23 protein-coding genes are annotated in these 24,011 nt (G+C 63.8%); 12 read left to right on the top strand and 11 right to left on the bottom strand.

What is annotated here, in order from left to right:
- Positions 1 to 73 precede the first annotated feature (73 nt).
- Entirely contained in the window at positions 74 to 3,670 is a 3,597-nt protein-coding gene (gene putA, locus L630_RS0103880; RefSeq protein WP_024846973.1) for a bifunctional proline dehydrogenase/L-glutamate gamma-semialdehyde dehydrogenase PutA, read from the top strand.
- 21 nt (positions 3,671 to 3,691) lie between these two features.
- Here putA and L630_RS0103875 read toward each other — a convergent pair whose 3' ends face one another.
- The gene (locus L630_RS0103875) at positions 3,692 to 4,006 is read right to left on the bottom strand and encodes an antibiotic biosynthesis monooxygenase (protein ID WP_024846972.1); all 315 of its coding nucleotides are present in this window, start codon (positions 4,004 to 4,006) and stop codon (positions 3,692 to 3,694) included.
- A 179-nt stretch (positions 4,007 to 4,185) separates the two neighbouring features.
- Between L630_RS0103875 and L630_RS0103870 the strand changes: the two genes are divergently transcribed.
- Complete coding sequence (locus tag L630_RS0103870) at positions 4,186 to 4,401, top strand: hemin uptake protein HemP (protein ID WP_024846971.1); 216 nt, start codon at positions 4,186 to 4,188, stop codon at positions 4,399 to 4,401.
- A 93-nt stretch (positions 4,402 to 4,494) separates the two neighbouring features.
- Here L630_RS0103870 and rirA read toward each other — a convergent pair whose 3' ends face one another.
- Complete coding sequence (gene rirA, locus L630_RS0103865; protein ID WP_024846970.1) at positions 4,495 to 4,956, bottom strand: iron-responsive transcriptional regulator RirA; 462 nt, start codon at positions 4,954 to 4,956, stop codon at positions 4,495 to 4,497.
- 234 nt (positions 4,957 to 5,190) lie between these two features.
- Between rirA and L630_RS0103860 the strand changes: the two genes are divergently transcribed.
- Positions 5,191 to 5,736, top strand: a complete 546-nt coding sequence (locus L630_RS0103860) for a GNAT family N-acetyltransferase (RefSeq protein WP_024846969.1) — start codon at positions 5,191 to 5,193, stop codon at positions 5,734 to 5,736.
- A gap of 77 nt (positions 5,737 to 5,813) precedes the next feature.
- On the top strand, positions 5,814 to 7,094 hold the full coding sequence (locus L630_RS0103855; RefSeq protein ID WP_144708678.1) for a DUF445 family protein: 1,281 nt from the start codon (positions 5,814 to 5,816) through the stop codon (positions 7,092 to 7,094).
- Positions 7,095 to 7,097: 3 nt separating this feature from the next.
- Here L630_RS0103855 and hpaR read toward each other — a convergent pair whose 3' ends face one another.
- The 4 genes from hpaR to L630_RS0103835 form a co-directional block, all read right to left on the bottom strand.
- The gene (hpaR, locus tag L630_RS0103850) at positions 7,098 to 7,580 is read right to left on the bottom strand and encodes a homoprotocatechuate degradation operon regulator HpaR (protein WP_024846967.1); all 483 of its coding nucleotides are present in this window, start codon (positions 7,578 to 7,580) and stop codon (positions 7,098 to 7,100) included.
- A 42-nt stretch (positions 7,581 to 7,622) separates the two neighbouring features.
- The gene (locus tag L630_RS0103845; protein WP_024846966.1) at positions 7,623 to 9,995 is read right to left on the bottom strand and encodes an aldehyde dehydrogenase family protein; all 2,373 of its coding nucleotides are present in this window, start codon (positions 9,993 to 9,995) and stop codon (positions 7,623 to 7,625) included.
- Positions 9,996 to 10,009: 14 nt separating this feature from the next.
- Positions 10,010 to 11,038: a deoxyribose-phosphate aldolase gene (gene deoC / locus L630_RS0103840; RefSeq protein ID WP_024846965.1), complete on the bottom strand. Its 1,029-nt coding sequence runs from the start codon at positions 11,036 to 11,038 to the stop codon at positions 10,010 to 10,012.
- Positions 11,039 to 11,152: 114 nt separating this feature from the next.
- Positions 11,153 to 12,955 (bottom strand): adenine deaminase C-terminal domain-containing protein, encoded by a 1,803-nt coding sequence (locus L630_RS0103835; protein WP_024846964.1) that lies wholly within the window; start codon positions 12,953 to 12,955, stop codon positions 11,153 to 11,155.
- A 304-nt stretch (positions 12,956 to 13,259) separates the two neighbouring features.
- On the opposite strand from L630_RS0103835, the gene L630_RS0103830 reads away from it, so the two are divergent.
- Together L630_RS0103830 and L630_RS0103825 are read left to right on the top strand one after the other, a co-directional pair.
- A complete protein-coding gene (locus L630_RS0103830; protein WP_198019532.1) occupies positions 13,260 to 13,649 on the top strand; it encodes a group III truncated hemoglobin in 390 nt (129 codons plus the stop codon).
- An 82-nt stretch (positions 13,650 to 13,731) separates the two neighbouring features.
- Positions 13,732 to 14,166: a pseudoazurin gene (locus tag L630_RS0103825; protein WP_034329272.1), complete on the top strand. Its 435-nt coding sequence runs from the start codon at positions 13,732 to 13,734 to the stop codon at positions 14,164 to 14,166.
- Positions 14,167 to 14,199: 33 nt separating this feature from the next.
- Here the strand turns inward: L630_RS0103825 and L630_RS0103820 are convergent, their stop codons facing one another.
- The 4 genes from L630_RS0103820 to L630_RS0103805 all read right to left on the bottom strand — a co-directional run bounded on the left by L630_RS0103820 (position 14,200) and on the right by L630_RS0103805 (position 17,966).
- Positions 14,200 to 14,751, bottom strand: a complete 552-nt coding sequence (locus L630_RS0103820) for a hypothetical protein (RefSeq protein ID WP_034329317.1) — start codon at positions 14,749 to 14,751, stop codon at positions 14,200 to 14,202.
- Positions 14,752 to 14,877: 126 nt separating this feature from the next.
- Positions 14,878 to 15,942: a TIGR01620 family protein gene (locus tag L630_RS0103815; RefSeq protein ID WP_024846960.1), complete on the bottom strand. Its 1,065-nt coding sequence runs from the start codon at positions 15,940 to 15,942 to the stop codon at positions 14,878 to 14,880.
- Entirely contained in the window at positions 15,939 to 17,387 is a 1,449-nt protein-coding gene (locus L630_RS0103810) for a YcjX family protein (protein WP_024846959.1), read from the bottom strand. The genes L630_RS0103815 and L630_RS0103810 overlap by 4 nt, the downstream gene beginning before the upstream one ends.
- A 75-nt stretch (positions 17,388 to 17,462) precedes the next feature.
- A complete protein-coding gene (locus L630_RS0103805) occupies positions 17,463 to 17,966 on the bottom strand; it encodes a histidine phosphatase family protein (protein ID WP_024846958.1) in 504 nt (167 codons plus the stop codon).
- A 261-nt stretch (positions 17,967 to 18,227) separates the two neighbouring features.
- Here L630_RS0103805 and dksA point away from each other — a divergent pair, with 261 nt between their 5' ends.
- The gene (gene dksA, locus L630_RS0103800) at positions 18,228 to 18,644 is read left to right on the top strand and encodes an RNA polymerase-binding protein DksA (protein ID WP_024846957.1); all 417 of its coding nucleotides are present in this window, start codon (positions 18,228 to 18,230) and stop codon (positions 18,642 to 18,644) included.
- 182 nt (positions 18,645 to 18,826) lie between these two features.
- Here the strand turns inward: dksA and L630_RS23350 are convergent, their stop codons facing one another.
- The gene (locus L630_RS23350; RefSeq protein WP_245263652.1) at positions 18,827 to 19,027 is read right to left on the bottom strand and encodes a hypothetical protein; all 201 of its coding nucleotides are present in this window, start codon (positions 19,025 to 19,027) and stop codon (positions 18,827 to 18,829) included.
- Here L630_RS23350 and L630_RS23345 point away from each other — a divergent pair.
- The 5 genes from L630_RS23345 to L630_RS22375 all read left to right on the top strand — a co-directional run bounded on the left by L630_RS23345 (position 19,014) and on the right by L630_RS22375 (position 24,007).
- Complete coding sequence (locus tag L630_RS23345) at positions 19,014 to 19,442, top strand: hypothetical protein (protein ID WP_245263651.1); 429 nt, start codon at positions 19,014 to 19,016, stop codon at positions 19,440 to 19,442. The genes L630_RS23350 and L630_RS23345 overlap by 14 nt on opposite strands.
- On the top strand, positions 19,430 to 19,720 hold the full coding sequence (locus L630_RS23570) for a hypothetical protein (RefSeq protein WP_348601511.1): 291 nt from the start codon (positions 19,430 to 19,432) through the stop codon (positions 19,718 to 19,720). The genes L630_RS23345 and L630_RS23570 overlap by 13 nt, the downstream gene beginning before the upstream one ends.
- Before the next feature lie 258 nt (positions 19,721 to 19,978).
- Positions 19,979 to 22,585 carry an ATP-binding protein gene (locus L630_RS0103785; protein ID WP_024846954.1) on the top strand — a complete coding sequence of 869 codons (2,607 nt, stop codon included), beginning with the start codon at positions 19,979 to 19,981 and terminating at the stop codon, positions 22,583 to 22,585.
- A gap of 103 nt (positions 22,586 to 22,688) precedes the next feature.
- Entirely contained in the window at positions 22,689 to 22,976 is a 288-nt protein-coding gene (locus tag L630_RS0103780; RefSeq protein WP_144703985.1) for a hypothetical protein, read from the top strand.
- A 218-nt stretch (positions 22,977 to 23,194) separates the two neighbouring features.
- On the top strand, positions 23,195 to 24,007 hold the full coding sequence (locus tag L630_RS22375; RefSeq protein ID WP_144708681.1) for a L,D-transpeptidase: 813 nt from the start codon (positions 23,195 to 23,197) through the stop codon (positions 24,005 to 24,007).
- Positions 24,008 to 24,011: the final 4 nt, after the last annotated feature.

Raw genomic sequence — 24,011 nt, 5'->3', positions numbered from 1 at the left:
GCTGAACAGGAAAGCCGATGCGCAGCCTCGTGGTAAATTGGCGCGTCTCGCACAAGCAACGCCAGGGGCTGAAATGTCACCACTCGACCACATCCGTTACCGCATCCGCGACAACTACCTGGCCGACGAGGCCGAAGTGCTAGCGCGGCTGGTTGCGCAGGCGAATCTGACCGCCGAGGAACGCGCAGCGATCTCGCGCCGCGGTGCCGAGCTGGTGCGGGCGGTTCGCAACCAGACCAAGCCGGAGCTGATGGAGGTTTTTCTCGCCGAGTACGGCCTGTCGACGCGCGAGGGTGTGGCGCTGATGTGCATGGCGGAAGCACTGCTTCGCGTGCCGGATGCCGACACGATCGACGACCTGATCCGCGACAAGATCGCGCCGCATGACTGGTCGGTACGCTCCGGCTCGTCGGCTTCGATCTTCGTCAATGCTTCGACCTGGGCGCTGATGCTGACCGGCAAGGTGCTGGAAGAGGACCAGGGCGGCATTGAAGGCACGCTACGCGCGATGGTGCGACGGCTGGGCGAGCCGGTGATCCGCAAGGCGGTCTCCGCAGTTATGCGCGAGATGGGCGAGCAATTTGTCCTCGGCCGCACGATCGACGAGGCGGTTCAGCGCGGCAAGGCGTTTTCCCGCAAGGGTTATACCTACTCGTTCGACATGCTGGGCGAGGCGGCGCGCACGGAATCCGATGCGCTGCGCTATCACCGCGCCTATGCGGATGCCATCGCGGCCCTGAAGCCCGGAGCTACCGCGCCGGACATCGCACGCAACCACGGCATCTCGGTGAAGCTCTCGGCGCTGCACCCGCGCTACGAGGTGGCGCAGAAGGAAACGATGCTGCCCGTCCTTGCCGACCGGCTGCTGTCGCTGTGCGTTGCTGCGCGCGAGGCGCGCATGGGCCTCAACATTGACGCGGAGGAGGCGGATCGCCTCGATCTCTCGCTGGACGTCATCGAGCGGGTGCTGACCAACCCGGCGCTGGCCGGCTGGGACGGTTTTGGCGTCGTCGTCCAGGCCTATGGCCTGCGCGCGAGCCAGGTCATCGACTGGCTCTATGCGCTGGCGCAGAAGCTGGACCGTCGCATCATGGTCCGCCTCGTCAAGGGCGCCTACTGGGACACCGAGATCAAGCGCGCGCAGGTCATGGGGCTGGAGAGCTACCCGGTATTCACGCGCAAGCGGAACACGGATGTCTCCTACATCGCCAATGCGCGCAAGCTGCTCGGCATGACCGATCGCATCTATCCGCAATTTGCGACCCACAATGCGCACACCGTATCCGCCATCCTGTCGATGGCGTCTGACAAGAATACTTTTGAATTCCAGCGCTTGCACGGGATGGGTGAAGCGCTTCACGAGGTCGTTCGTCAGGCAGAAGGTACGCGTTGCCGCATCTACGCGCCGGTCGGCGCGCACTCTGATCTGCTCGCCTATCTCGTGCGCCGTTTGCTGGAGAACGGCGCCAATTCCTCTTTCGTACACCAAATCGTCGACAAGTCGGTGGCGCCGGAGACGATCGCGCAGGATCCATTCGTTGCAATTGCCGATGGCCCTGCGACCAATCCCGCGATCCCGCGCGCGCGCGACCTCTTTGGCGCTGGACGGGTGAATTCGAAGGGCTTCGACCTGACCGACACGACGACGCTGGCCGCGATCGAGGCGAAGCGCAGCTCGTTCGCCGATCCGCATCGCTGGACCGCGGGGAAGGGCAGGTCCGCGCGCACCATCGTCAATCCCGCCAACCCGGATGACATCGTGGGTGAAGTCTTTGAAGCAGACGCCGAGGCCGTAGAGGAGGCAGTCGGCGCAGCGCTTGAGGCCCAGCCCGCCTGGGCTGCACGCAGTGCGGCGGATCGCGCCGACATTCTGCGCCGGGCGGCCGACCTCTATGAGGAGAACGCGGCGGAGTTCTTCGCCCTGTGTGGCCGCGAGGCCGGCAAGACGCTGGGGGACGCGGTGGCCGAAGTGCGCGAGGCTGTCGACTTCCTTCGCTATTACGCGAGCGAGGCGGTCAACCACGAAGCGAGCACCCAGGCGCGTGGCGTGATCGCCTGCATCTCGCCGTGGAATTTCCCGCTGGCCATCTTCACCGGCCAGATCGCGGCTGCCCTCGTCACCGGCAATGCGGTGGTGGCCAAGCCCGCCGAGCAGACGCCGCTGATTGCCGAACGCGCGGTGGCGCTGCTGTATGATGCAGGCGTGCCGCAGGAGGTACTGCATCTGCTACCAGGCGATGGCCCGTCGGTCGGCGCGCCGCTGACGGCGGATCCGCGCATTTCCGGCGTCTGTTTCACCGGCTCGACAGACGTAGCGCGCATCATTGAGCGCCAGCTGGCGCAGACCGCCGCACCGGACGCGATGCTGATTGCCGAAACCGGCGGCCTCAACGCTATGATCGTCGACTCGACCGCTTTGCCAGAGCAGGCGGTGCGCGACATCCTGGCTTCAGCTTTCCAGAGCGCCGGCCAGCGCTGCTCGGCGCTGAGCATTCTCTACGTCCAGAAGGATGTCGAGACGAAGGTAATCGAAATGCTGAAGGGGGCGATGGCGGCGCTGAAGCTTGGCGACCCGTGGAAGCTTTCCACCGACGTCGGCCCGGTGATCGACGATGAGGCGCGCGATGCGCTGCTCGCCTACTGCCGCAAGATGGAAGGCGCGGGCCGGCTGATCGCGAAGCTCGACACCAACGAGGGCGGGCGGCTCGTTCCGCCGCACATTTTCCGCGTCAGCGGCATCGCCGAACTCGAACGCGAGATGTTTGGCCCGGTCCTGCATGTTGCGGCCTTCGAAGCCGACAGACTCAATGAGGTAATTTCCGACATTAATGCAAAGGGTTACGGGCTGACCTTCGGGCTTCACACGCGCATCGACGCGCGCGTCCAGCACATCGTTGATGGCATCCACGCCGGCAACATCTATGTCAATCGCAACCAGATCGGCGCTGTGGTGGGTTCCCAGCCGTTTGGAGGCGAGGGGCTTTCCGGCACCGGTCCGAAAGCTGGCGGGCCGCACTATCTGCGCCGCTTCCGCAAGCAAAAGGCGGTGCCGGCGGGGCCTGCGTCGGCAGGAGTGGAAATCCCGCTGCGCACGCTGCAGGATCATCTGCCCGATGCAAACAAGAGCGGCTGGGCCGAGCGACAGGACCGTATCGCCGTGCTCCGCAAGCATTTGCGTGGCAAGGGCGCTGAGGCGGTGGCGGCTGCGGCGGCACTCGACACCGGCCCCATCGACCTGCCGGGACCGACGGGCGAGGGCAACATGCTGCGGCTCTATCCGCGCGGACGTGTACTATGCCTTGGCGTCGAGCAAGACGTGCTCCTGGCGCAGGTGATCCAGGCGCTGGCGGTTGGCAATGCGGTGCTGGCGGTGGCGCCGGAGGCACGCAAGGCGCTCGATACGCTGACGGGCAAGGGCCTGCCGCTCGAAGTGCTGGATGGTGTCGTGGGGGGTGAGGCGCTGAAGGGCCTCGACATCCAGCTGGTCGCGCAGGTGTCCGATACCGCCACGCTGAAGGCGACGCGCCAGGCGCTGGCGTTGCGTGAAGGGCCAATCGTGCGGCTGCTCACCGAAGTGATCGATCCCGCAGCCTATACGGTAGAGCGGGCGGTTTGCGTCGACACCACGGCAGCGGGCGGCAATGCGAGCCTGCTGGCGGCCGCGGAATAGTTGGCGAAACAGGGAAGGGGCTCAGGCCCCTTCAACCACTTTGAAGCCCTCGAAGACCGGCGGCTCGAGATAGAGGGGCTTCTTGTCGCCGGCCTGGCGGTGTGAATCGCGAAAGTTCTGGGATCGCGTCCAGGCGAGGAAGGCGTCCTCGTTCTTCCAGATCGAATGGGAGACGTAGAGCGTGTAGCCTTCCTTCTCGTTCGCCGCCCCGCGCAGCAATCGGAACTCGCGGAAGCCCGGTGTCTCGTTGAGCCGCGAATCGCGGTTCTTCCAGACGGCCTCGAACTCCTCTTCCGCTCCGCTGCGGACCTTGAAGCGGTTCATGGCAAAGAACATGGCTGCATCCTTTTCAACACAATATCCCAGGGAAACGTGCAGGTTCAGCACGGCGGAAAATCATGAGTGTAACTCTCCGGTATTGCGCAAACACCAAAACATGATAATTTCACTCATGTAATCTCATGCAGCGGCGCAGAGCCGCGAGACAGAGCAACCGGCAAGAAAGGCACGGTCCCGTGAACAGCTTCACCCCGTCGAATCATCCGTCCTTCCGTCGTTCGTCCCCCGTTGAAGCAAGCCCGCGCTTCGTTCAGCGCCAGGTCCAATCGGTTGTTCGGGTCGTCTCCAGCGACAATCTGTTCCGCGGCACCAAGGAGATCGGCATCGAGCACGACGGCGCAATGTATCGTCTCAAGATCACCCGCCAGGGCAAGCTGATTCTCAACAAGTAACCCTCTGATCTCTCCAGATCGCAGAACGGGCGCGAAACCAGTTTCGCGCCCGCTTTGTCTAACGGAAAAGCTGCAGAGGAACCCGGGCAAGGCTCAGGCGTTGGCGACCGGTTGTGTGATGTCCGGAATGCCGAGCAGGTCTCGCATCGAAGGGCGGGCCTTTACGAGATCGTCGATGGAATATCCCTCGAGAACTTCGAAGAATGCACCCAGCGCCTTGCGCAGCGCCGCATTGAGGCCGCAGGAATCGATGAGCGGGCATTCGGTGGCGTCGGTCTCGAAGCACTCGGCCATGGCGAAGTTCTCTTCCGTCACGCGCACGACATCGAACAGCGTGATGTCGCTGGCGGGACGGGCGAGACGGACGCCGCCGTTACGACCGCGGACGGTCTCGACGATCTTGGCCTCAACCAGCGGCTGCAAGATCTTGAACAGGAACAGTTCAGATACCGAATAGGCGGCCGCGATTTCCGAAACTCGGCTCAGTCTGCCCTCATTGGCTGCGCAGTACATGAGCAGGCGGATTGCATAGTTGGTCTGACGGGTCAGCCGCATGGCAAGCCTTTCAAGTTGACGGAGAGCGCCTCCGCCTTAATGAATCGTAACTTAGAATAGTTCTAGATCGATGTCAAAAAACCTGACATCTGATTTCAGGATTTAGTGGCAGACGCAAGGCAGGCATGCGCCGCACGCAACGGTATCCGGGTTGAATTTTATGTTGCGCTGCACAATATCAATTCTGCAGCGATTTGAGGAATATCGCGGAGGACAAGAGCAGGGAACAGAGTGATGAACGGAACCGCAAAAGTCGAGAGGCCCCTTCAAGGGACAATCCGGCTGCTTCGCCGTTCGGAACTCCCGCAATTTCGCGACCACCTCCTGCGCCTCGACGATATCAGCCGCCGCGACCGCTTCAACGGCCCGACCAGCGACGCCTTCGTGATCTCCTACGCCGAACGCAGCTTCCAGAACGGAGCTCTGGTGATCGGCTATGTCGAGGACGGCAAGGTCCTCGGCGCTGCAGAGCTGCACGAGCGCCCGGAAGACCCGACGCCAACCGGCGAGATCGCCTTCAGCGTGGAACGAGAGCTGCAGCATCGCGGACTTGGCGCGCTCCTGTTCGAACGCCTAATCGAAAGCGCCCGCGCCTTCGGCTACGAACGCCTGCTCGTTACGACCCACCCGCAGAACCAGGCAATGAAGCGGCTTGCGCGCCGGTTCAACGCGTCGCTGCGGTTTGAGGATGGCGAAACTGTCGGCATCATCGAACTTGAGCCGGCTCCGCCGCTGCCCGCGCGCCCCGGCGCCGGCATGTTTGCTCGCCACGCCGCGTAGTTTCTTCTCTTCGGAAGGTGACGTTCCGGCCGGATCGTCCCACATAGGGTTCCGTGACCAGACCGTCAGGAACCGACATGGCCGTTGATACGACGACAATCCGCAGCGACGAACTTGCCAAGCGTCAGGCGCTTAACCGCACCAAGGCAATTGCCACGGCGTCTCTCGCCCTCTGCGTGATCGTGCTTCTCACCGCGCGGGCTTTCCAAGGCGATTATCCATTCCTTTCCTTCGTTGCGGCCTTTGCGGAGGCGGCGGCAATTGGCGGCCTCGCCGACTGGTATGCCGTGGTTGCGCTGTTCCGGCGGCCGCTCGGGCTTCCCGTGCCGCACACGGCGATCATTCCTGAAAACAAGGACCGCATTGCTGACAATCTCGGCCGTTTCATCGAGCGCAATTTCCTGTCGCCTGGCGCCGTGCGCGCCAAGCTGAAGGAAGTGGACTTCGCGATGATGGTTGCCGACTGGCTTTCAGCGCCTCATCGGTCGGCCACGCTTTCCAACTTTGCCACGCGCATTGCGCCCGAAGCGCTGGCAGCACTCGAGCACAATGACCAGCTGCGCAAGCTGGTCGCGGGCCGAGTCTACGCTCAACTGGAAAAGGTGCAGGTGGCGCCTCTTGCTGCCGACATGCTGAAGGCGATTACGGCCGACCGGCACCACCAGCGGCTTTTCGATGAACTGCTTCGCGTGTTCGGCGGCATGCTAAACGACGAAGCGGCGCTGGCGAGCGTGCGCGACAAGATCCGCACCGAATTGCCGAGCCTTGCCAACATGTTCAAGGCAGATGCTTACCTTCTGAGGAAGATCGTCGCCTCGGCCGGCGCGCTGATCGACGAGGTGCAGAACGACCTCGACCATCCGATGCGGCGCGAGTTCGACCGCTTCGTCGAGCGGTTCGTGGACGACCTTCGGGTCTCGCCGGATTATGCCGACCGGGCCGAGAAGCTGAAGCGCTCGTTGCTGGCCAGGCCGGAACTCGCCGACCTCGCGGGCCACTTCTGGGCTGGGCTGCGCAGCTTCGTCGAGCAGGACATGGCGAGCCCCAATTCGATGCTGCGAAATCAGCTGACGGCGATGCTGGTCGAAATCGGCAAGCGCCTGGCGGACGATCCGCAGCTGCGTGCCGAAATGAACCATGGCTTCGTCACCTCGCTTGGCGCCTTCGTCGAAAGCCAGAAGAGCGGCGTCGCCACTTTCATTTCCGAGCAGGTGCGTGGATGGGACATTGTCCAACTTACGCGGCTGATCGAGCTGAACATCGGTCGCGACCTGCAATACATCCGCTTCAACGGCATGATCGTCGGCGGCCTGGCGGGCCTTTGCCTTCACATTGGCGAGCGGCTCATTTTTGGCTGAGGCCTATTCGCGGGCCTTCGTCTCTTCGTGCTTCAGCGCCGCGAGGTCGCTGAGCATCTCGAGCAGCGCTTCGATCCGGTCGCGCCCGTAGCGCTCTTCGAGATCGGCGTAGACAGCACGGCTGGCAGGGCTGACGTTGTAGATGATCTCCAAGCCCTTGTCTGAGAGGGAGAGGAGAATGCGCCGGCCGTCACCCTGATCGCGCTCGCGCAAAACCAGTCCGCGCTCCTCCAGCGACCTGATGATGCGGGTCAGGCTCGGTGCGAGAATGCAGGCGCGGTCGGCAAGTTCCGTCGCGTCCAGCGGGCTCTGTTCCGCAAGTACGCGGATCACCCGCCACTGCTGCTCCGTCACGTCCTGCGCCTGCAGTACGGGTCGGAAGCGCGCCATCACCGCTTCGCGGGCACGCAGAAGCGCGATCGGGAGAGACCGGCGCGTGTCGCGCGGGAGCAGGGCGTCGTCAGGGAGCTTCCGGTTTTCCTTCATTTGAAAGATTTGGCTGAAATTGCCGTCTCGGGCAAGCCGTCCTCAATCTCCATACGGAACCCAGACGTTCTTTACCTCGACTGCTTTGCTAAGGAAGGTCTCCAGAGAACCTTGTTCGGAATTCCAGTCGACAGCATAACCCTGCGAGGTCCAGACGCGCTTGAGGTTGCCGGCTGATTCCGCTTCCGCGATCCGGCAGGTTTCCGCATCAGCCACGATCCAAAGCCCGTCGACGTCGTCGTGCCTTGCCAGCACGGCTGCCAGTTCGGACGGCTTACCGGTCACGATGTTGACGGCGCCCGCGGGAAGATCGGACGTTTCGAACACCTGATAGAGGTCTGTTGCGATCAGCGCATGGCGCGCTGACGGCACGGCAACGACGGCATTCCCCATGGCGAGGGCAGGGGCGATCATGGTGACGAGTCCCAGCAACGGTTGCTGGTCGGGCGCGACGACACCCAGCACGCCGACCGGTTCGTGCAGGGCAAGCGTCACCGCGCGCGATGGCGGCTGGTGGACGCGGCCCTCGAACTTGTCGGCCATGCCGGCGGCGGCGAAGATCCGCTCGACCGAGGCGTCAACTTCTGCCTGCGCAACCCTGCCTGAAGCTCCGGTCAGTGCTGAAATGCGTGCGCCGAACTCATCGGCCCGGACCGAGAGGTTTTCGGCGAGGAAATAGAGAACCTGTGCGCGGTTATAGGCCGTCGCTCCAGCCCAGCCCTTGGCGGCTCGGGCGGCGCTCACCGCGTCGCGGATGTCCTTGCGGCTGCCGAGGCCGACCTCGCCGATCTGGTTGCCCTTGCGATCGGGCACCGGGAAGGAATAGCCGCTGTCGGGCCGCACTTGCTTGCCGCCAATGAACAGTTTTGGGGTGCGATCGATGAAATCCTGCACGGCTTCTTCGCTCGCCTTAGCGAAGGGGAACGGCTCGATCCTCCCGGGCTTCGGCTTGACGATGGGCGCCAGATACTCGCGCAGGCCCTCGCGGCCGCCTTCGCGGCCAAAGCCGCTTTCGCGATAACCGCCGAAGCCGCAGGCGGCATCGAACATGTTGGTGGCGTTGATCCAGACGACACCGGCCTTCAGCTGCGGCGCGACATGCAGCGCCACGTTGACGTTCTCGCTCCAGACCGAGGCGGCGAGGCCGTAGCGGGTGTTGTTGGCAAGCTCCACAGCCTCCGCATGGTCGCGGAACGTCATTGCCGCCAGCACCGGGCCGAACACTTCCTCCTGAGCCAGCACATTGGCAGGAGCGACGTTGGCGGCCAGCACAGGCAGGTGATACCAGCCGGTCGCGGGAACATCCGCTTCAGGCCGCCAGCAGGACGCACCCTGGCGTTCACCCTCGGCGATCAGGCTCCGGACACGGTCGAGCTGCGTGCGGTCGACCAGCGGGCCAATGTCGGTGTTCTTGTCGAGCGGGTCGCCCAGTCGAAGCTTCGCCATGCGCGCGCGGACCCGGGCGAGGAAGGCCTCGGCAATCCCTTCCTGCACCAGCAGGCGCGAGCCGGCGCAGCAAACCTGACCCTGGTTGAACCAGATGCCGTCGACCAGTCCCTCGACCGCGGAGTCGAGATCCGCGTCCTCAAAGACGATGAAGGCCGACTTGCCGCCAAGCTCGAGCGATAGCTTCTTGCCGGAGCCTGCGGTTGCCTTGCGGATGATCTTGCCGACCTCGGACGAGCCAGTGAATGCGATCTTGTCGATACCGGGATGGTTGACGATGGCAGCGCCAGTCTCCGGCCCGCCCTGAACGATGTTAACCACGCCGCGCGGCACGCCAGCCTTTTCGCAGATCTCGGCGAACAGGATCGACGTTAGCGGCGTGAACTCGGCGGGCTTCAGGACAATCGTGCAGCCGGTGGCAAGCGCCGGCGCCACCTTCCACGCCAGCATCAGCAGCGGGAAATTCCAGGGAATGATCTGGCCGCAGACGCCGACGCCCTGCTCAACCGGAAATTCCTTCTCCAGCGACTGCGCCCAGCCGGCATGGTGGATGAAATGGCGGATGGCTAGCGGTACGTCGATGTCGCGGCTTTCGCGGATCGGCTTGCCGTTGTCGAGCGACTCTAGAACCGCAAATAGCCGCGAGTGGCGCTGCATGGCTCGGGCAATGGCGTAGAGGACGCGCGCGCGCTGGTAGCCGGAGGTGGCACGCCATTTTGGCAGGGCGCGGCGCGCTGCGGCTACGGCTGCATCGACGTCGGCGTTATTGGCCTCGGCGACATTCGCCAGCAGCTTCCCGGTTGCGGGCTCGTGGGTGGCGAAGGTGGCGCCGCCGGATGCCTTCCTCCACTTGCCGTCGATGAACAGCGCCTTCGAAAAATCATGAGCAGCGAGCCACGCATCGGCTTCCGCGCGGCTTTCAGGGGCAGGGCCGTATTCCATGGCGTGGTAGCGGTCGAGAATGTTCATGAAAAAAATCCCCGTCAGGCCATGGCGTGGCGATAAGCGGCCGAGTAACGGCCGGTGACGTGATGCTCGAGCTGTCGCTCGATGTCGGTGAGCAGGCTCGACGCGCCGAAGCGGAAGAGGTCTGGTTCAAGCCAGCGGCGGCCCAGCTCCTCCCGGATGAGGATCAGCCAGTCGAGCGCAGCCTTGGCGGAGGAAATGCCGCCGGCGGGTTTGAAGCCGATCTTGTAACCGGTGCGCTCCTCATAGGCGCGGATGGCGCGGGTCATGACCAGCCCGACCGGCAGCGTCGCGTTGACGCTTTCCTTGCCGGTCGAGGTCTTGATAAAGTCGGCGCCCGCCATCATCGCCACCATCGAGGCGAGCATGACGTTGCGCAGCGTGGTTAGGTCGCCGGTACCAAGGATGACCTTGAGGTGCGCCTCGCCGCAGGCTTCGCGGAACTGGCGTACCTCGTCGTAGAGCTCCTGCCAGTGGCCCCCGAGCACAAGGCCGCGGCGGATGACGATGTCGATCTCGTCGGCGCCGTCGGCGACGGAGGCGCGGATTTCTTCGAGGCGCGAAGAGAGCGGCGCAAGGCCGTGCGGGAAGGCGGTCGAGACGGCGGCGACATGCACACCCGAGCCTTCCAGCGCCTTCACGGCAGTGGCGACGAACGGGTGGTAGACGCAGACGGCGGCAGGATGGATGAGTTCGTCGCCGAGATCGAGTCCTTTGCGAAGATCCTCGCGCAAGGGATTGATTGCCTTGGCGCAAAGCCGGCGCACGCGATCGTCCGTATCGTCACTGTTCAGCGTCGTCAGGTCCATCAGCGAGGTGGCGCGTAGCAGCCATGCGGCCTGGTTGTCGCCTTTGATGGAGCGGCGCTTGGTGATGGTCGCGGCGCGGCGCTCAAGGGCGGAGCGATTGACGTGGCGTATTTCCTCCAGCCAACCGAGATCGAGCGCCACGCCGGGATTGCGCGGAATTTCAGGAGAAGGATTTGCAGCGGCGACCGGGAGCGGATGGACGCTCGCGCCTGCTGATTTTGACGGGATGCTCGACATCGCGCGCCTCGTTGTTTCGAGTGTCGAAGGTGAGGCTAGCTATCGCACGAAATCGGACCGAACGGAACCGAAGGGAACCTTCCGGCCGTGGAGGCCGGAAGGCATTTTCGTGGCTTACGCCGTCTCGACGAGCGGGACGATCTCCATCTCCGGGACCAGCACCAGACCCTTGTCGGTGATGCGGATTTCCGGAATGACCGAGAGCGGAATGAGGTTGAAGCCCATGTAGGGGATGGAGCAGCCGGCGGCTTCCCATTCCTTCTTGAGCAGCTTCACCTCTTCGGCGACCTCGGTGACGCGCTTGTCGGAGAGCAGGCCCGCGATTGGCAGCTCGACCATCGCCGTCACCTTGCCATCGACCACCACGCAGACGCCGCCCTGCTTGTCGGCGATCGCCTTGAGGGCGACCTGCATGTCCTCCTCGTTGCGGCCGGCAATAATGATGTTGTGGCTGTCATGGCCGACCGACGAAGCAACCGCGCCGCGCTTCAGGTTGAAGTTGCTGAGCAGGCCGTGGGCGACGTTGCCCTGCGACTTGCCATGGCGTTCGACAACTGTGACGAAGCAGAGGTTGTGGCGGTCGAAGTGCTCGGCCCAGCTGGAGGCCGGCTCGAGCGTGATCTTCTCGTGGCCGAGGGTAATGCCCGGCAGCTCGGTGCGGATCGCGTTGACGGTGACCTTGCCAGCCGGCAGGTCCGGAGTGAGCTTGCCCTTTTCCGGCAGCTTGACGGTCTTGTAGGCCGCGTCCGGGTAGCGGTAGCGGTCCGACAGTTCCTTGTCGAGCAGCGGGGTGATCTTGCGATCCTCAACGACCAGCTCACCGCCGTACCAGGTGTTGACCGGCTTCATCGCGTCATCGAGGAGCACCAGGTCGGCGCGGCGACCGCCGCCCACGCCGCCGATGTCGTTTTCGACGCCAAAGCGGGTGGCACCGTGGAGCGAACCCATAGCCCAGGCCTGTTCCGGGCTCATGCCGTTTGCGATCGCCTCGCGCACCACCCAGTCGAGGCCGAACATCAGCAGGTCGTCGGCGTCGCGGTCGTCGGTGCAGACGGCGATGCGCTTGTGCGAGGCGCCGAGCTCGGTGATCGTCTTGATGGCGAGCGGCAGGCTGTGCCACGGCGTCGTCGGAGGACCACCGCGCAGGAAGAGCCAGATGCCGGCTTCGAGCAGGTCATCGGCGATGTCGCGGTCGATCGCCTCGTGCGTGTCGGTAACGCCCGACGCCGCATAGGCGGCAACGAATTCGCGGCCGTAAACATGGCCGGAGACCGGGCGGCCGCGCTGCAGGGCGGCTGCGAGGATCGCATGGCTGCGCTCGTCGCCCATCGCGACTTGGACAAAGTCCATCTTCTCGCCGAGCGCGAGGGCTTCCGGCCACTTGTCGAACAGCGCGCCAATCTTTTCAGCCGTCAGGTCGCCACCGGCGGTTTCCAGCTGCGGCGAGGTCGCCGGCACGGTGCTCGGAACGGTGAGGAAGATCGACAGCGGTGCCTGACGTGCGTCCTCAAGCATCGCCTCGACGCCGGCGACGTCCATGACGTTGCCGATCTCGTGGCTGTCGCAGAAGATCGTGGTCGTGCCGTTGAGCAGGGCTGCTTCCGCATAAGCGCAAGCGGTGACCATGCTCGACTCAATGTGGATGTGCGGGTCGACCAGACCCGGGGCGATGATGCCGCCGCGCGCATCGTAGAGCTTCGCGCCGCTGCCCTTGTAGGTGCCGTTCGGCTTCACAGCCGCGATACGGCCGCCGGCGACCCAGACCTCACGGTCCGGCAAGATGCGCTCCGAATAGGTGGACAGGACGCGCGCATCGCGAATGACGAGGTCAGGCTCGGCGCGACCCGACGCGACTGCGGCGAGCTTGCGTGTCATAGCCGCCAGAGGCGCGACAGAAAAACGTGTGAGTGAACCCATGTGTTCGATTCCTTCATTAGGATCGGCGCGGATCGTACCAACAAGCAGCGGGGGCGGGAATGCCGCGGGATGAGAAGAGGGGCTCGGAGCAGCGCATTTCAGTGGAATGTCTCGTCTAACCCTACGTCACTGCGACGCTTTTGCGCGCAGCCGGAAACTGGCGGTCTGATAATATGATCACCATGTTCAACAAAGCGGATGCAGTTGCGGCCGCCGGAAAGGACTCAAGATGCAGGGACGACCAGCACCCTCACGAACGCCAGTCATCGACGGCAAACCGCTGCCGGAGGTGCTCGACGAGGACATGATCCGGGCCGTCGTGCATGGTTTCTACGACAAGATCCGCGACGATGACCTGCTCGGGCCGATCTTCAACTCGAAGATCGCACCGGAAGCCTGGCCTGTGCACCTCGCCAAAATGTGCGACTTCTGGTCGTCGGTGCTGCTGCGCACCAGCCGCTACGACGGCCGGCCGCTGCCGCCGCATCTTTCGATCCCTGAACTCGAAGAGCCGCACTTCCGGCGCTGGCTGACGCTGTTCCGCGACACCGTTCGCTCGATCTGCCCGCAGGAAGTCGCCGACCTCTTCATGGAGCGCGCCCTGCGCGTCGCGCACTCGTTCCGGCTGTCGATCGCGTTCCATCGCAATCAGGACTCGGTGGGGATTGTGCCGATAACCGAACGCAGCCTTTAGGACCATCCACAAGGACAGGACCGGAAAGCCCAGCCGGGCAGGCTCATGCCCGGCACATCATGATGCTTGAAAGGAAATGAGAATGAACAGGGCAATGGCAGTGATCGCACTGGCCGCTGCGACGGCGTTTGCCGCGCCGGCAATGGCTGCGGAGCACGAGGTCCTGATGCTTAACAAGGGCGACAAGGGCGCCATGGTGTTCCAGCCGGACTTCATCCAGGCGCAGCCCGGCGACACCATCCATTTCGTTGCCACCGACAAGTCGCATAACGTCGAGTCGATCAACACCATGCTTCCCGAGGGCGCCGAGGTGTTTAAGGGCAAGATCAACGACGACTACACCTACACGGTGACCGCCGAGGGCGTTTACGGCATCAAGTGCACGCCGCACTACGGCATGGGCATGGTCATGCTGGTCCAGGTCGGTCAGCCGACGAACCTGGAGAAGGCGAAGGCCGTAAAGCACGCTGGCAAGGCAAAGACCAGATTTGCCGAGCTGTTCGAGAACGTGAAGTAAGCGATTTTTCGCTGATCCGGATTGCCGGCGGGGTTACTTGCCGGCAATCGCCCCGATGGCTGAAGCGTCGACGCGCTTCAAGTTCATGCCAATGACCGGGACCATCTGCTTGTCGACCTTCACCGAGACGGTGACATGCAGCGTATCGTCATCAGGGAGGCTCGCGAGCATTGCGCCGTTGAGCTGATTGCGGTTGAGGGTCAGGGTGACCTTGCGGCCGTTGACCTGACCTCCGATCACATCGAGTCCTTCACCGACCGCGCCATCCATGAACGTGCCGCGATAGCCCTTGCGGCCCGCGAGCTCGACATTTGCCGACATCTTCTGCGTGAACAGGCCGACGCGGCAGCCGCCATCAAGCGTCATGCCGACCTTGTCCTTCGCCGTCATGCCGGTGAAGTTGCAGGTGAAGCGCGTGCCCTTGTACTTGCCGGCGACGATTTCGCCCGGACCGGACCAGGCACCCTCGACCTTGTTGAAGAACTTCTTGTCCTGCTCGGACGCCTCCGCGGGTGCCGGCAAGCTGAGAATCGCGGCCGCCGTTGCAACTGGCAGAAGCGCGGACAGAGCCTTGCGTGCGATCATTGGAACACCCGAGAACAGAACTGAGAACAGCTGCCAAACCATGTAGAAGAATGGTTAACGGTTCGTCTATTTCGGGTGACGTCTAGCAGATTGTGATCGAGGTTGTCACGCAAAGGTGCGGCCTGGTCACCGTCTTTCACCGGTCGCCGCTGTCGCACCCTTGTCCTTCGCAAACTTCGTTAGCGAAGCAAGGAAATCGCCCATGCCCGGCCGCTTCACGGCGGCAAAATGCATCGGGCGACAGGTCTCCATCGCGGCAACGCCAATGCGTGCCGTCATCATGCCGTTGACTACGCCTTCGCCTAGCTTGGCCGAGACGCGGGCGGCAAGCCCCTGGCCGAGGATCTGGTGGACAAATTCGTCGCCAGCCGCAACCACACCAGTGACGGCCAGATGCGCCAGCACATCGCGGGTGAGGCGGATGAAGCCGATGGAGCCGGGCCGGCCGCCATAGAGCTCGGCGAGGCGGCGGATGAGACGGCCGGCCTCGAACAGCACATAGGCGATGTCGAAAAGCGCGCGGGGGCTGACGGCTGTCACCACCGATACGCGTTTGGCCGCATCGAGAATAAGTTCCTGGGCGCGCGCGTCGAGCGGGGCAAGCAGCTCCGCCTCGGCGAGACGGACCAGATCGGCGCCGTCAATGATCTCGCCCTTGAGGTCCTGCAGGGCACGGCGGCCGGCTGCCGTTTCAGGGCGACGCGACACAAAGCCGGAAAGTTCCTGCACGAAAACGCGGGCACGGCGGGCATCGTTGCTGGCGATGGCGTCGAGGCCGCCTGCGCGCAGCTTCTCGACCGAGGCCAGGCGGGCAAGGCCAACCAGCTCGCGGGCGAGGATAACGATAAAGGCAAGTGCCGCGATGGCAGCGACAGCGGCGGCGAACCAGCCGAGCCAGTCCGAGCGCGAGAACAGGTCGCGGATCAGGCTGTCGACCCACAGACCCAGTGCCAGCGAAATCAGGATACCGATGGCTGCGAAGAAGATTCCGCCGAGTTTCGAGCGGCGCCGCGCGACGGGCGGGGGCGGAACGGTCAGCGCCTGTTCTTCCTCATCGAAAACGTCGATCTCAACCGGGGTTACCAGTTCAGGGGAAAGCGCGCGCGGGGCGCGGTTGTGGCGCTCAGCGTCCTTTGTCTCAGACTCTATCGGCGTCACCTTGAAGGCGGCGGGTTTGCGCGGCGGCATCATGCGAGCCTGTCCCCCAAGAGATATTGCAGCGCCCGGTCGAGGCGGATTTGCGGCAGCGAGAGCGTGACGCCTTCGGCGGTGCGCTCGAGCTTGGGCGGGCGGAAGCGCACGAAGCGGATCTGGTTGCCGTTGGGCTTCAGGATCGCGTCGGGCGAGGCGGGCAGGTCGCCCGGGAAGATCGCCGTCTCCGTCTCGCCGTCGAAGATTTCGCCATCGATGGTCTCGCCCTTGAGCGGCGTGCCGATGATGACCGGGAGCGTATCCTTGCCCTGGGTGACCGTGCCCTCGCGGGTCGCGCGGACCGCCGCCATCGCCAGCGCCTCGACCTCGGCTCCGGAGAGGCTGGCACGCTCGGAAGCACGAGATGCAAGCCGGCGGACGATCGCTTGCAGCCGGTCGTGGCTTTCGTGGTGGATGTGATCGGCCTTGGTGGCAGCGATCAGGATGCGGTCGATCTTCTTCGAGACGAGGCCGGTCAGCAGGCCGGTGCGACCCTGACGGAAACAGGCAAGGATTTCGGTCAGCGCCCTCTCGAGGTCGGCAACCGCCTCCGGTCCTGCATTGATCGCCTGCATGGCATCAACCAGCACGATCTGGCGATCGAGCTTGGCGACATGCTCGCGGAAGAACGGCTTTACGACGTGCGTCTTGTAGGCCTCATAGCGGCGCTCCATCATCGCCCGTAGCGAACCCGGCTTGGCCCTGCCTTCCGGCAGGTTCGGCAGCGGCGCAAAGGTGAGGGCAGGTGAGCCGTCGAGATCGCCCGGCATCAGGAAGCGGCCGGGCGGCAACGTCGACAGCGCGCGCGAATCGTCCTTGCAGGCTTTCAGATAGCGGGCGAAGGCCTCGGCGAGGTTTCGGGCCGTCACCTCATCGGCCGGAGCATCCGGATCTACGCTGGCTGCAAGAATGCGCCATTCGGCCGACAGATCCGCACGCACGGGAAGAAGCGACAGGTCATAAGCCTCGCGCGAAAACTGCGCAAAATCCTTAGCTAGGAGGGGAAGGTCCAGCAGCCATTCGCCCGGATAGTCGACGATGTCGAGTGCAAGCCTGCCGCGGGAAAACAGCCTGCCCCAGCCGGACGCCGACTCGTATTCGATCGTCAGGCGCAGCTCCGAGATCGCGCGCGTAGACTCAGGCCACTCGCGGCGCTCCAGCAGCGCGGCGACATGATCCTCGTAGAGGAAGCGCGGGACCGTGTCGTCCGGCTGGTGCTCCATGTAGGCGCGGGCGATGCGCCCGTTTTTCTGCGCCTCGAACAGCGGCAGCCGGCCGCCATGAATGAGATTGTGGACGAGCGCGGTAATGAAGACGGTCTTGCCGGCGCGGGAGAGGCCCGTCACCCCTAGGCGGAGCGTCGGATTGACCAGTCCCGTCGCGTGGCCAGCAAGCGTGTCGAGCGCGATCAGCGCGTCGTCGGTAAATGTCGTGAGGCTGGCCAAGTCGTCCCCGTCGCGGCTTCATCTGCGCCCGATATAGGACGTTGCCAGCATCCGCAAAAGAGGATGGTTAAACGCTCAGAGGCTGTGCGGCTTGAGGAAGGCTTCGAGATAGCCGTCTTCCGGTGCGATTTCCGCCAGCGCGCTCGAGAAGCGGATCACGGCAAGACCGCAGGCCGGAAAGCCGCGCCTGACCGCCGCCAGTGCCTGCTCCTCGCCCTCGCGGGAGAGGGCAACCGCCAGGTCCTCCATCATCGGATTGTGGCCGACGACCAGCACCGAACCGGTACTGTCTGACTCACGAATGATGTCGAGGTAACCGGCGGCATCGGAGCTGTAGAGGCCTTCTAGAAAGCGGACGTCATCTGCTTCGACATGCTGGGCAATTGCATTCCAGGTGTCACGGGCGCGCTTTGCGCCGGAGCACAAAACGAGGTTGGGGACGTACCCCGCCTCAAGCATGTCGATGCCCAGTTGCTCGGCATCCGCTTTCCCCGACGCATCCAGTCCGCGGTCGTAGTCCTTGACCCCGGGCTCGGCCCATCGCGCCTTTGCGTGTCGCAGAAGATAGAGGCGAGGCATGCGGATCCCCCAGCTAGACTGCCGCGCACCCGGGCGGCGCGGGATGGATGTTTAGCGGGACCGATTGGGGGAAGCAATGAGGTAAAACGTTGGTTGCAATGCACAATTAGGATGTAGCGCAAGGTAAAGATGCCCATGCCGTGCGCTAAGTGTCTAATAAATAGGCTTTAACAAGTGTGTGACTCTTCAAGTCTTTGACCTTGTGCAGGCTGGTCAGGGGGAATATATAGGCGCCGGATCGCAGCTTTGGGATTGAGTCGAATGTCAGATATCGTGCTTAACGATTACGTTCCCTCCGAAGACGAGCCCTTCATGAACGAGCGTCAGAAGGCCTACTTCCGAGCAAAGCTGATCGCCTGGAAGAACGAGATCCTTCGGGAGGCGCGCGAGACGCTGGAGATCCTCCAGCAGGAAAACGCCAACCTGCCGGATCTGGCCGACCGGGCTTCGTCAGAGACGGATCGTTCGATCGAGCTGCGTGCACGCGATCGTCAGCGAAAGCTGATCGCAAAGATTGACGCAGCGCTCCAGAGGATCGACGAGGGGACTTACGGGTATTGCGAGGAGACGGGCGAACCCATCTCTCTCAAGCGACTGGATGCCCGTCCGATTGCGACGCTCTCCATCGAAGCGCAAGAGCGCCATGAGCGACGCGAGAAGGTTTACAGGGACGACTAAATTTCTGCGGCGGCCTATGGCCGCATTTTTTTGGTCTTCTCAGAACCAGAGACGGCGCCCTCGCAAGCGGGCGCCGTTTTTCTTTGCGGACTACTGCTCGACGCGAACTGGTGAACGAAGCACAAGGCCGGGGCGAGCTTCGGCCTGATCTGTTCCAGGTGGGGCTGAAGAATCTCAGCGCTTCACTGCACCGAGGTCCCGAGCAGGCGGCTCATTTCATCGTCGAGCGCGCGATCGGCGTCGGTCTGCGATCCCGCTGGAGCCGGCGAGGCAGGCGCTGCGGACGTGTTCACTTCCTTGCCGATCGATTCTTCCAGTTCTTGAAGAAGGTTTTCGTCGAGCGACGGGCGCGGCGCTGTTTGAACTGGCTTGACCGGTTCCACGGCCGGAACCGCCGTGGTGGGCGTCGCAGGTGCCGCCGGCGTCACCGGAGGCAGGGAACGAGCCGGTTCCGATGCTGCCGAGCCAAACTTCGGTTCGACCCTGGCAATGGTTGAGGGAGCCGCGGGCGACGTGACTGTCGGTGCAGGTGCTGGTGCCGGTGCTGTCGACGGAGCGGGACGAGAAGTCAGCGAAGATACAGTCGGCGCGACCGTGGCAGGACGGGGCGTGACTGGCGGCATGGGAACGGTGGGGCCAGCCGGCGTCGCCGTTGGCTGGTACGCCGGAGCCGCAGGCGAAACGGGCGCGACAACTCGAGGCGCGGGGCGTGCTGCTGCTGGCGCTGCCATCGGCGCGGAGACAGGAGCCTGTACGGGCTGTGCCGGGGCTGCTGCGGGAGTATGGTGCTCGGCGTGATCGTCGGCCGGTACGGGCCGACGCGACGGTGGCACCATGCGGATATTCTGCTCGACGACGACATCGGTTGGGCCGCCGATGAGGAGCAGGTGTTCGACATCATCGCGGCGCACAAGGACCAGTCGCCGGTTGCTGTCGACTGCGGTGGCATCCATGACCGCAAGTCGCGTCTTGCGGTTGCGCCCTCCTGCCACGAAAGTACCGAAGGTGAGACCGCGAACGATTCGGATCGCAATCAAAAGGATCAGCAGTCCGATCAGTGCGGCCAGCGTCCATAACAACGCTGATCCGTATCCCGGCGCAACACTCTCTAGCCAAGCCTGCATCGCCCGCTCCCTCTAAGGCTATGGAGTATGACTGGGACAGTAGTCGTCGCGTTACGAGACGGCAAGCGGTCTGCGGCATCTGCCGCGCGTGAAGCTTGAGCGAGGCTGGCATGGCCATTGCCAGCATGCTTTGCGAGCCCGAAGCCGCGCTTGCGGACGCTGTTAAGCATGATGTATGCGAGGTTAACGTCGAGGTCAGGCAGGATAGGAATGGCGAAGGATACCGGCGGCGAAACCCGTCCCGCAGCGATCGTTGACCAGAGCGCACGTCCCGGCACGATCACGCGCCTCTTCATCTTCATCGTTGTCCTGATCGTTGCGGCGGTGGCGTTCACGCTGTTCCGCAACTGGTTCGGTGATCCGTTCCTCCTTGGCCTGCTTGGTATGCTGGCGATGATCGGCGTCGGCTTCCTGTTCACGGCTGCGATCGGCTTCATCCAGATTGCGCCGCGCTCCACGGCCGACGAGCTTGCGCGCTCCTTCGTCGACACGATGCGGCAGGGGCTGCTCGTCACCGACATCAAGGGTCGCATCGTCTACGCCAACAACGCCTATGCCGAAATGATCGGCGCGACGTCCGCCGCTGATGTGCGCACCATCGAAGGATTGCTTTCTGACAATCCGGAAGCGTCGCCTGTGGTCTACCGGCTGGCGTCGGGCCTGCGCGACGGAATTTCCGGTGACGGCGAATTTCGCCTCAATACCGCTATTCGTCCGGGGAGCGACACCGGCGCGCGCTGGTACCGGCTGCGCGCTCGCACCTTCAAGGTGCCGGGATACCGGCAACCGCTGTCGGCGTGGGAAATCGCCGACATATCGGTTGAGCGCGCGGAGCAGGAGCGCTTTTTCCTCGACTTGCAGAAGGCGATCGATCATCTCGACCACGCGCCCGCCGGCTTTTTTGCCGCCGATGCCGCGGGCCGCATCACCTATATCAATGCGACGCTGGCCGAGTGGCTGGGCATCGACCTTGCCGGCTTCACGCCAGGCTCCACCACGCTCTCACAGATCGTCGCCGGCGACGGCATGGCGCTGGTGCGCTCGGTGAAGGCCGATCCGGGCCAGACGCGCAACGCGGTGATCGACCTCGACCTGTCGACCGTAAATGGGGCGATCCTTCCGGTCCGCTTCATGCACCGCGTGACCGCCAGCCGCGACGGAGCACCCGGTCCGTCGCGCACGATCGTGCTCAACCGCAACCACGGCGAGGACGCGTCGGCAGACCTGCGCGCATCAGAAGTGCGCTTTACCCGCTTCTTCAACTCGACGCCGATGGCGATCGCGGGCGTCGATGGGGAGGGGCGCATCCTGCGGACTAACGCGCCGTTCCTGTCGCTGTTTGCAGCGGTCGTTGACCGCGACATGCTCGACCGGCGCGTCAAGCTCGAGGCGGTCATCCATCCGCGCGACCGCGACGCCTTCGAGGCGGCGCTGGCTAAGGCGCGCCAGCGGCAGGCCGATATCGCGCCGATAGATTCGGTGATTCCGGGCAACGAGGAGCGGCACATCCGCTTCTATGTGAGCGCGGTCGCCGATGGCGGCACTGGCGACGGCGCCGAGGAAGCGGCGATCGTCTACGCTGTCGAGACGACCGAGCAGAAGGCGCTCGAGGCCCAGATGGCGCAAAGCCAGAAGATGCAGGCGGTAGGCCAGCTCGCCGGCGGCATCGCGCACGACTTCAACAACGTGCTGACCGCCATCATCATGGCGTCGGACCTACTGCTTGCGAACCACCGTCCGTCGGATCCGTCCTTCCCGGACATCATGAACATCAAGCAGAACGCGAACCGCGCGGCCTCGCTCGTGCGGCAGCTGCTGGCGTTCTCGCGCAAGCAGACGCTGCGTCCGGAAGTTCTCAACCTCACCGACGTGCTTGCCGATCTGCGCATGCTGCTGTCGCGTCTCGTCGGCAACGAGATCAAGCTCACTGTCGAACACGGCCGCGACATTTGGCCGGTCAAGGCCGACATCGGCCAGTTCGAGCAGGTGATCGTCAACCTAACGGTCAATGCGCGCGATGCGATGCCGAACGGCGGCGCGCTGGCGGTCCGCACGCGCAACGTGCTTGCCTCAGAATGCGCAAGCTTCGGCTACCGCGAACTCGTGCCGGGCGACTATGTGATGGTCGAGGTCGAAGACACCGGCACCGGCATCCCGCCGGAAGTGCTGGAAAAGATCTTCGAGCCGTTCTTCACCACCAAGGAAGTGGGCAAGGGCACCGGCCTTGGCTTGTCGATGGTGTACGGCATCGTCAAGCAAACGGGCGGCTACATCTTCTGCACGTCCGAGGTGGGCAAGGGCACGGCGTTCCACATCTTCCTGCCGCGCCATGTCGTCGAGGCGCAAAGGCACGTCCACGAGGAAGCGCAGGCCGCAGCCGCCAATGGCGACGCAACTGCTGCAGCGGCGGCGCCAGCCCAGGAAAAGCCCGCGGCGAAGGACCTCTCCGGCTCCGCGACCGTCCTCCTCGTCGAGGACGAGGATGCGGTGCGCATGGGCAGCGTGCGCGCGCTGGTATCGCGCGGTTACACCGTTCACGAGGCGACCTCGGGCATCGAGGCGCTGGAGATCTTTGACGAACTAGGCGGCAAGGTGGACATTGTCGTCTCCGACGTCGTCATGCCGGAAATGGACGGACCGACGCTGCTTGGCGAGCTGATCAAGCGCCAGCCGGACATCAAGTTTATCTTCGTGTCGGGCTATGCCGAGGATGCCTTCGCCAAAAACCTGCCGCAGGAGGCGAAGTTCGGCTTCCTGCCCAAGCCGTTCACGCTGAAGCAGCTGGCAACAACCGTTAAGGACATGCTCGACGCGTAAGGTGTGGAACCTCGCATTTGAAACAAATTGCGAGGTGGCGGTTAAGCCCGCAGCGACATATGGAGGTTAGAAGCCCGGACAATTCATCGGGATGGATTCCTCCATGTACGTCGATTCTTCTTCTGCTGTAGTGGCTTACCTCTTCCCATCGTCGCAGACGGCGAGGGCTGGTGGTGCAAACACAGATTTTGGTGGCACGGAAGGACTGTACCGCAAGGAAATCTCCTCGATCAGTCCCGGGTCCCTCGTGACCGCCTACCAGGCGATCCGTTCCCTGGAAGTGGGAACCTTCACCGCGATGAGCGTGCCGACCCCGGAGAACGCCGCCATTCTGTCTGGCGTTGGCGTTCCGGGCGCACTCCGCGCCTACGACGAGGTTCTGGGTAACTAGCAGCTGTGGCAATTGCGCCACGGGAGCTTCTTGCCACTTTTCTGCCGCGAGATTCTCCCTTCGTCGCCATGTTTGGCGGGCATTGAGCATCAAGCACCATCTGGGTGGTGCACTCGCCTGCGTCCCTTGGCGCGTGTCAACAAGAACTAGTCTCAGGTCCGCTTATGTGTGTGAAGACCGATGCCGGTGAACCGGACACCCGCTCGACCCGCGCGGGTATGTCCCGGCGCTTTTTCCTTGCTTCCGTGCCGGTGTTTCTTGCCGGATGCACGACGACCGGAAAGGTCGTTCAGGCGGTAGCTCCCGGTCCGTCTCCCTATTACCTGGCCATGTACGGCCCGCTTCCCGACGAACGCTTTCCGATTCCCGCGACCGACATTTCCAAGGTCGAAGAACGCTTCCTGCGCCAGCAGGTCGATTACCATCGTTCCGAGCCTGCGGGGACGATTGTCATCGATACCGCCAACCGCTTCCTCTACCTCGTTCAGGAAAACGGCAAGGCGCTGCGCTACGGCATCGGCGTTGGCAAGGATGGCCTTGCCTTCGAAGGCGCCGCGAAGATCGGACGCAAGGCCGAATGGCCGCGCTGGACGCCGACCAGGTCCATGATAGAGCGCGATCCAGAGCGCTACGGCCACCTTGCCGACGGCATGGAGCCGGGGCTTACCAACCCGCTCGGCGCGCGTGCGCTGTACCTCTACAAGGACGGCCGCGACACGCTGTTCCGAATCCATGGCACAACCGAGCCATGGTCGATCGGCCTCGCGGTCTCGTCGGGCTGCATTCGTCTGTTCAACCAAGACATCATCGACCTCTACGGCCGCGTTCCGGTAGGCGCCAATGTCGTCGTGTTGCAGGACGAGCCGCTGATGTACCCGCAGAAGCAGCTGCCGGAATGGGTTGCCCGCCAGATCAACCCGCAGCCGCAACCGCAGCCTCAGCCGCCGGCACCGGACGAGCTAGGTCCGGTTCAGGAAGTCTCGGCGCCTCGCTCTGGCGGCTTCTTCCGCCGCCCAACTGTCGGCATCTGATTGC

Source organism: Aminobacter sp. J41 (assembly GCF_000526635.1).
Lineage (GTDB): Bacteria > Pseudomonadota > Alphaproteobacteria > Rhizobiales > Rhizobiaceae > Aerobium.
This window is presented reverse-complemented; position numbering and strand designations above follow the sequence as displayed.